The sequence below is a fragment of the Paenibacillus pseudetheri genome (assembly GCF_924513355.1).
In the GTDB taxonomy this organism is placed as follows: Bacteria; Bacillota; Bacilli; order Paenibacillales; family Paenibacillaceae; genus Paenibacillus_AQ; species Paenibacillus_AQ pseudetheri.
Genome location: NZ_CAKMAB010000050.1, coordinates 26,676 through 35,028 on the forward strand (window position 1 = coordinate 26,676; position 8,353 = coordinate 35,028).

Below are 8,353 nucleotides of genomic sequence, written 5' to 3' on the forward strand. Positions count from 1 at the left end.
CAACCTAGTGAGGCTTGTTGATGATTAACAAAATGCAGCATCAATTTGTTGAATAAGGGAGTGGCTGGAGATGCTGAATCGAAATGCTGAAGCTTTGTTCTGGATCGGCAGATATATTGAAAGGGCAGAGAATCATGCGCGGCTAATCAATGTTCATTATCATATCCAGCAAGAAGAGGATTTTCATGAAGAAGGACATAAATGGTCAAGGTTAATCGATGCGTTAGGCGTTCGAGGTGAATATATGCAGCAGTTCGAAACCTTTTCCGAGCAGGATGTGCTATCTTTCATCACACTTGATCTAGGCAATTCTAATTCATTATTCTCTTGTGTACATCATGCTAGAAATAATCTGCGAACACTCCGTCAGCAGCTTCCAAGTGAATTATGGGATGTTGTCAACAGCTTCAACCTATGGCTTGGTGAACGGTCCGTTGCAGATATTATGAGCGGCCCACATCAGTTCTATCAGCAGGTTAAGGAGCGTACAGCCATGTTTCTCGGAGCAGAGCAGTCGGTAATGCTTAGAGGGAATGAGTGGCATTTCATTGAGAGCGGACGGTTTCTAGAGCGGGCAGAGAATACAACTCGTATCTTGCAGGCGGTCATTGCCTCATGCCGATTTAAGGAGCTTAATGCGGTTTATACTCAGTTGCAGGCGGTGCTTAAATCCGTTAGTGGGTACCAGGCGTTTCGCCGTTACTATGCAGATGCTATGTCTCCGGAGAGCATTTTAGATTTTTTGATTGCGAATCCCAAATTTCCGCGTTCTATTCGTTTTTCTTTTCATCAGCTGGAAGAGCATTTAGCAAAGCTTGAACTAGATTCCTCAGAGAAAGGTTCAGGCCATGAGAAGGTTATTCGTCAAGCGGGGAAGTTAAAAGCAGAGCTGGATTATATGGAAAAAGAAGAAATGTCCGGCGAGCTAGTAGAAGATGTGCTTAAATCGCTGGTGATATCCTGTCAAAAACTTGGTAAAACAATGGAGGGCGCCTTTTTTCGGCGAGAAGGAGTGTCTGTATGAAGATTCAAATCAATCATACCACCACATACAGCTATCCAGAGCCGGTTACGGACAGTGTCAATGAGATCAGACTCACGCCGCGCACGAATTATCGCCAATCCTGTTATCACCATGAAGTGGATATTTATCCGCCAGCAAATCTTTTGACCTATGAGGATTTCTTCGGGAATCGGGTCCATGCCTATTCGGTTAATAAGCCGCATACGGAGATGGTCATCCACACAAAAGCTACTGTAGTTACGCTGGATAAAGCTCAGGGGACAGATCTCCCGAGAACATCCCTTGCAGAACAAGTTAAACTGTTAAATGATGAGAAATTCCAGAACCGTTATATTGAGTTTATATTGCCAACTCGTTATACCGAGGTGACGCCTGAATTAGTGGAATTTGCCTCACAGTACCCTTTTAATGAAGCAGAGGATATGTATGAATGGATTCTTAAATTATCAGCGACGATTTATGATCAGTTCACCTATGACCCTGAGGCTACAAGTGTAAATACTACGGTAAAAAAAGCGCTGAAGCTCAAACGCGGTGTATGTCAGGATTATGCTCATTTAATGATCGCTGTCTGCCGTAGTGTCGGTCTGCCGTCCAGATATGTAAGTGGATATCATTTTGTCGGTGATTTGCAAGGGAGCAATGCTAATTTTGAGCAAGCCTCACATGCTTGGGTGGAGACTCACATTCCGGGAACAGGTTGGCTTGGTTTCGATCCGACGAATAATGTTGAGGTCAATTGGCGTTACATTAAGTTAGGTCACGGACGGGACTACAAAGATATTGTACCTGTAAAAGGTGTATATCGTGGTGGAGCAGGCACTCTGACCGTGAAAGTGGATGTGCGGAAGCTGGACAATTAAATGGATCATTATAGATGAAACTCTCTGTTCAAGCTTTTGAACGGGGAGTTTTTTTGTAAGATGATTCCAGTGTACATGTATTTGGGTAATCTTGATCCATAGTACATCACTTAGAGATCTTAAAGGAGAGATTACATATGAGTCCAAACATAGCTAAGAAACAAAGATTTATTGGAAAAACAGCAATTATTACTGGAGCGGGCTCAGGAATTGGTCGGGCTACCGCTATTAAGCTGGCGAGGGAAGATGCTAATGTAGCGCTTTTTGATTTGAATCTTGAACGTACCTCATCTTTGGCGGATAAGCTGAACAAGTTTCGCAAAGATTGTGCATTGGTCATAGAGGTAGATACTTCGGATGAAAAAGGGATGGAAGAAGCCGTTCGCAGGACAGTCGAACAATTCAGCGGCTTAGATGTAGTATTCGCTAACGCGGGAATCAATGGTGCGGTGGGACCTATAGAGGAACTGAGCTTGAGTGATTGGGAGTGCACGATGTCGGTGAACTTGACGGGGACCTTTTTGACATTAAAATATACGATCCCTCATCTGAAGGATAAAGGGAAAGGTAGCATTATCATCACTTGCTCCATCAATGGGAATACTAGATTTGCCAGCTTTGGGTGGTCTACGTATAGTACTACCAAAGCTGGACAGGTGGCTTTTGCCAAAATGGCTGCACTTGAGCTAGCTAAGTTTAAAATTCGAGTGAATGTGATCTGCCCCGGGGCGATTGCCACTAATATAGATGAAACCACTGAAATGAACGAGGAAGTAGAAGCGATCGTCATTCCGATTGAATTTCCGGATGGTGCGCAGCCGCTGGCGGATGGGCCGGGTAAACCGGATAATGTTGCCGATCTAGTTTCTTTTTTGGCTTCGGATGAATCTATTCATATTACAGGTGCGCAAATTGTGATTGATGGAGCAGAGTCCTTATTATCCTAATTTAGAGATCGCTTCTCGGTATTGTTCATACCAAACGTTCCATTCAGCTTTTCGCGACGCTAGCGTGGTGCCATCCAGAAGTTGCCGGATCACGTCCAGACATACATGCCAGCCAGCTAAATCTCGGGGTGTGTGTGGCGTGAGCGTTCGGATCGTTTCATTCAAGACGAGCAAGCAGCCCGCTGAATTTGGATATAGCTCAAAGCGAACTGAATCTTCAGCCCACGTAAATTCAAGAACAGATTCATGTTGCAGGGCGGTAATCGTCATTTCCTCAAAGGCTCCGTCTTGCATATCAAACTTGATTAATCCACCTTCACGCAGGTCTTCAACACGTAATTCAGTGAACCATAAAGCAAGCTTCTCATTCTCTGTCAAAAAGGACCAGATTTCTGATGCGGAATGTTTTAATTGACGTTCGAAACGAGCGACATAATGATCATCTGCTTTTTTGAGGTTAGCTATCATGTTATATTTCTCCTTTGGACTACTGCTGTAGTCCTTTTTTATTGAGCTGAGGTACATAGGAAGAGTATAGCAATTGCATGAAATAATTTAAACTTGTACAATTTTGGCTTCGTGTATGTAAAACATTGATGATAGTTTCAGTGTCCGAAACTGTAGCGGAATGAGATTGATTTGCGGAAAAGGGGTGCTGAGTCCGAAGGCAGGGCGAAATGGCTTGAATTTGTGAAATAAGGGCTGTTAGTCTAATCTTTAATTTTTTCTAGTTTTTCAATAACAGAGAATCTGTCCATTTCTGCTTTCGTCCAAGGGTAGGGTGAATTTTTGTCTTTAAAGATAATAAGTGGTACTTGAACAATCAATACCGCAGCAATCGGTAATCCACAAATTCCAACCCACCAATGCCAAGAATCCACAGAATTATTAGTGTGTAAATACCATAAGTAATAAATACCAATTGGAATGTGGAGGAAAATGACTGCTGCGAGTCCAGGATTATAAAATGACTTAAGTTTAATATTAATGATTATGCCGTGAATAATGAATTGTGCGAAACCAAATGCCATTGTCATAATCCCCAGCCAATACCATTTTGGAAAAATAATCGGTAATACGTAAAAGGTGTACGCCAAAAAAGTATTTACAAATAAACTGCTTTGTTTATTTAATGGGTAACGATCGGGTACATTTTTTTCTCCTGATATTGCTATATTCCAAACGGGAGGGAATCCCCCTGGAAGCGCGTATTCCTCAAATTGATGAACTAATAATGCCATAAAACTTAATAATAAAATTTTTCTTATTGGGTCGATATCTCCCCCAAAAAATCCGATAACAAACGATAATACGACAAAAATAATGCCACCGATATAATACCAATTTTTTCGATAAAAGCTCATCACAACCACTCCTTTCAAATAATACGACAACATGTCGTGTTATAATATATATTATTAAATGTACCATGCATTCATCAACCGACAATTGAGCTTCGTTTGTCGTATTGTTTATGAAAAGAGGATTTTTATGAAAAAAAAACCAGAAGTCACTGCTGTAACAAAAGAAAAACTGATGGCTTCGTTTTGGAAGTTTTATTGCGGAAAAAAGATTGAGAAAATAACTGTGAAAGAAATTACAGATGAAGCTGGGTACTATCGCAGCACGTTTTATGATTATTTTACTGATATTTATGATGTTCTAGAGCAATTGGAAACAGGGCTTATCCATACCTTAAAAGAAAACGTACAAAGTAGTCTCGTGATGAAACAACAGAACGATATCATTAAAATACTTGCTACAATGTATGAGGAAAGAGGAGAGTATTTAAGTGTCTTGTTAGGGAAAAATGGTGACCCCAATTTTCATCAAAAACTAAAGGATTCTCTGCGGCCGATGCTATTTGAGGAGTTTGGTTTGCCAAAAAGCGATATGGACATTCAACTCATTATTGAGTTTGGGATGGCTGGTATTATTTCGACCATCACATACTGGTATGATAATGGAAAACGGATTCCTAATGAGGAACTTGCCATTATGATCCGTTCAATGTTGTTGGAGGGTACAATGTCACTCATTTCTAAACGATCCAGTTTTGATTTAATTGAACGATTTGGTCAAACCGAATAAATTACTTAGAATCCTTTAAGAAGAATGAGAAAAATCTACTCCGTCTGTTTTATGAGGGCTATAGCACACTTACACATTCAATTCAAAAAAGTCTTGAGACCATTTCGGTAGGCTGTATAGTCACTACTAAAATAGAAAGAAGGATGACGACATGGGAATGCGTGGATATTACTTTGCTATGGATAACAACCTGGTGCAGCAAGTCGCGGCAGGTGACATTGCATTAAAGAGTCTGAAAATAGACGATTATCCCGGACTGGACATTGATAGATCCTGGGAGGCGATTCACTTCTTGCTTTGTGGAGATATTTCTGATGGAGCTGCCCCTCTTGGCTATGTTGTTCCGCTGACGTCAGACAAAGGCATCGATTTTGGCGCATTCGGTGCGTTTTCCTTACGCGCGGAGCAAGTTACAGAAGCGCTTCAGGCTATGTCTGAGCTGGATGAAGCGGAGCTCCGCATGCGGTATGATTTCCCGGCAATGCTTAAGGACGAAGTATATCCTCTTGAGCCTGATACTGTTACAGACGAGGATAAGGACGAGTTCTTTGCCTACATGCTTCAGCATTTTAACGAAATTCGGCGTTTCTACAGCCAAACTGTTGCCGAGGGAAAAGGTCTAATCTTCTATATTTTTTGATTCCATTAATTTTGGATCGTCGCAACCGGTGCGGGGTTTATGAATACGAACTTCCATAACGACTCTTAGGGTCTGCAGTTGGAAGCATTTGGATTAATCAGGGGCCAATATAACAAAAAATTGCTAACCGAATGACCCACGGTGGCGAGAATGCTCAGAGAATAGAGATTGCGGACTGTATTGCAGCTATGTGGAGCTTTATATGCTAAAATGTACGCAATTCCAGTTACTCATTATTTCTGTAGCAAGGTTGATAACAGTGGGTGGCATTAGTAAAGGGGGCTGCGTATATGGGGATGATGTCCTGGCTGGTTGAGCAGCAGATTCAGGAGTCTATGCGTAATGGGGAATTTCGAGATTTACCTGGGCATGGCAAGCCGCTGGAGCTTGAGGATTTATCAGGTGTGCCAGAAGAATTGCGGATGTCTTTCAAAATCATGAAGAATTCCGGGCTGGTGCCCGAGGAAATATCATTGCGTGCAGAATGCGTTACCCTCGAAGGGCTGCTCGCTGCATGCCATAATGGTGAAGGTACTGAGACTAGTGAAAGCAAGGCGCTCCGGGCAAAATTGTCTTTGAAAAGATTACGCCTGCAAGAGCTGCTGCGAGAACGAGGCTTAGACAGTAATCCTGCTTTTATGCAATACAGTGTTCAAATACATGAACAGATGATTAAGGAAGAAGAATAACGCGAGTTTAGGTCCTGTCGTATGGCCATCAGGATTAATAGTGTAATAAAGAAAGGCATCTCTTAGTCAGTTTAGACGAAAGAGCTGCCTTTTTACGTGCTGCGTTTCACAAGTGTATGTTCATCTTACTTGTTTGAAATATACCCATTCTGGATCGCCATCATCTAGATTCTCAATGATTCCACTTCTTACAAAGTCTAAAGAAAGACAGACCTGCTGCATGATCGTATTGGATTCATTGGTAGAGGTAAATAGCTTGGGCGTTGGAGAATGTTCTTCAATGTAACGCATAAGTGCACCAGCAATGCCGAGCCGTCTGAAATTAGGATTCACAATTACTAGCTGAATAAAACAGCATTCAAAAAAAGTGCTATCATAACAAGCAAAACCGACAGGCTCACTGTTAATGGATGCTATGACACATTGCTCGTTTAGAATATATTGTTCGATCTTAGGTTTACGAATTTCACTCCCAATGACCATACCATCGATCTTACTGAGCTTAGATAAATCTGAAATAGTGGCTTTGGTTACGAGCATCTTAGGAAGTCTCCTTTTTTAAAAAATATAAAAGTAGAAGTTTCACGCTATACATTATCCTTATACTTGAAATGGTAACATGGTATGTATAGTTTGTCTTGATCTTTGAAGTTTTTTCGCACATGATGAATAGGGTTTAGACCACTTCAAAGGAAATCATAACATATTATTACAAACGATGGAGAGATATAATGAAACAGCTTCCAATTTTACAGGTGCTTCCAGACCTGAAAAACATACTAAGTTCAACGCGGGCGGCTGTTCTGATCGCAGAACCCGGAGCGGGCAAAACAACAGGAACGCCTCCGGCATTTTTAGACGAGCCATGGATGGCTGGTAAAAGCATCCTTATGCTAGAGCCCAGAAGACTTGCTGCTAGATCTGCTGCAACCTACATGGCGTTCTGTCTTGGAGAAAGTGTTGGACAGACGGTAGGTTATCGCATGCGGAACGACACTAAGGTAGGTAAGAATACACGAATTGTTGTAGTGACAGAAGGTGTCTTAACAAGGATGCTTCAGAGCGATCCATCACTAGAGGATGTGGGTCTGATTATTTTTGATGAGTTCCATGAGCGTAGTCTGCATGCGGATCTGGGACTTGCTCTGGCGCTGGAAGCACAGGCTGTGCTGCGTGATGATCTTCGGATTCTGATTATGTCGGCAACTTTAGATAGCGGACGGGTTTCAGCATTATTGGGCGGTGCCCCGGTAATTGATTGTCCCGGACGAACCTATCCGGTAGAAACCATCTATACCCCAAAAACAGGGAATCTTCCGATTGAAAAATCTACTGCAACCGCAGTGAGACATGCGCTTGCTGAACAGGTTGGAGATGTACTTGTATTCTTGCCGGGTGAACGAGAGATTCGCAGAACCCAAAATGAGTTGGAACATGGAAAACTGCCTAATGGGATAGTCCTTCGTCCTTTGTATGGACAATTGCCACAGGATTTGCAGGATGCTGCAGTGGCTCCATCCATAAATGGTGAACGTAAAGTCGTGTTAGCGACCTCCATTGCGGAGACAAGCTTGACGATTGAAGGCGTGCGAACGGTGATTGATACAGGGCTACGTCGTACGCAGATCTTCTCACCGCGTACGGGAATGCCGAGTCTTACGACGGTTCCGGTATCGAAAGCCTCTGCCGATCAGCGGCGAGGGCGTGCCGGACGGACAGCACCTGGCGTATGCTACAGGCTGTGGAGTCAGGAGGAACATAATCGACTTCCGGATGACAATGTGCCGGAGATTATGGAGACGGATCTTGCGCAGCTCGCTTTGGAGCTGGCGCTGTGGGGCGTGCGCGATCCTGCCGCGCTAGCTTGGCTTGACGCGCCGCCCGCTGCGCCTTATGCGCAGGGCACCGCGCAACTGCGCCAGCTCGGCGCGCTGGACGCCGGCGGCGCCATCACGCCGCACGGCCGCAGCATGGCCGCGCTTGGCGCGCACCCGCGAGCCGCGCATATGCTGCTGCGCGCGGCAGAGCTTGGCGCAGCACCGCTCGCCTGCCGGCTGGCGGCGCTGCTGCAAGAGCGGGACCTGTTCAAAGGTCCCGCG

10 protein-coding genes are annotated in these 8,353 nt (G+C 43.7%); 7 read left to right on the forward strand and 3 right to left on the reverse strand.

The window, feature by feature from the left end:
- Positions 1–70: 70 nt before the first annotated feature.
- The 3 genes from L1028_RS27670 to L1028_RS27680 all read left to right on the forward strand — a co-directional run bounded on the left by L1028_RS27670 (position 71) and on the right by L1028_RS27680 (position 2,834).
- A complete protein-coding gene (locus tag L1028_RS27670) occupies positions 71–1,024 on the forward strand; it encodes an alpha-E domain-containing protein (RefSeq protein ID WP_234541173.1) in 954 nt (317 codons plus the stop codon).
- Complete coding sequence (locus L1028_RS27675) at positions 1,021–1,887, forward strand: transglutaminase family protein (protein ID WP_234541174.1); 867 nt, start codon at positions 1,021–1,023, stop codon at positions 1,885–1,887. Before L1028_RS27670 ends, L1028_RS27675 begins: the two co-directional genes overlap by 4 nt.
- A 137-nt stretch (positions 1,888–2,024) precedes the next feature.
- Positions 2,025–2,834, forward strand: a complete 810-nt coding sequence (locus L1028_RS27680; protein WP_234541175.1) for an SDR family oxidoreductase — start codon at positions 2,025–2,027, stop codon at positions 2,832–2,834.
- Here L1028_RS27680 and L1028_RS27685 read toward each other — a convergent pair.
- Entirely contained in the window at positions 2,826–3,302 is a 477-nt protein-coding gene (locus tag L1028_RS27685) for an SRPBCC family protein (RefSeq protein ID WP_234541177.1), read from the reverse strand. The genes L1028_RS27680 and L1028_RS27685 overlap by 9 nt on opposite strands.
- Positions 3,303–3,544: 242 nt before the next feature.
- Positions 3,545–4,198, reverse strand: a complete 654-nt coding sequence (locus tag L1028_RS27690; protein WP_234541179.1) for an HXXEE domain-containing protein — start codon at positions 4,196–4,198, stop codon at positions 3,545–3,547.
- 127 nt (positions 4,199–4,325) lie between these two features.
- Between L1028_RS27690 and L1028_RS27695 the strand changes: the two genes are divergently transcribed.
- The 3 genes from L1028_RS27695 (at position 4,326) to L1028_RS27705 (ending at position 6,254) form a co-directional block, all read left to right on the forward strand.
- Entirely contained in the window at positions 4,326–4,925 is a 600-nt protein-coding gene (locus L1028_RS27695) for a TetR/AcrR family transcriptional regulator (protein WP_234541180.1), read from the forward strand.
- 151 nt (positions 4,926–5,076) lie between these two features.
- Positions 5,077–5,565, forward strand: coding sequence for a YfbM family protein (locus L1028_RS27700; protein WP_234541182.1), 489 nt, complete (start codon positions 5,077–5,079; stop codon positions 5,563–5,565).
- 290 nt (positions 5,566–5,855) lie between these two features.
- Positions 5,856–6,254: a DnaJ family domain-containing protein gene (locus L1028_RS27705; RefSeq protein ID WP_234541184.1), complete on the forward strand. Its 399-nt coding sequence runs from the start codon at positions 5,856–5,858 to the stop codon at positions 6,252–6,254.
- Between the two features lie 120 nt (positions 6,255–6,374).
- On the opposite strand, the gene L1028_RS27710 is transcribed toward L1028_RS27705, so the two are convergent.
- A complete protein-coding gene (locus L1028_RS27710) occupies positions 6,375–6,794 on the reverse strand; it encodes a GNAT family N-acetyltransferase (RefSeq protein ID WP_234541185.1) in 420 nt (139 codons plus the stop codon).
- Between the two features lie 191 nt (positions 6,795–6,985).
- Between L1028_RS27710 and hrpB the strand changes: the two genes are divergently transcribed.
- The coding region (gene hrpB / locus L1028_RS27715) for an ATP-dependent helicase HrpB (protein ID WP_234541186.1) at positions 6,986–8,353 on the forward strand (1,368 nt) is incomplete at its 3' end.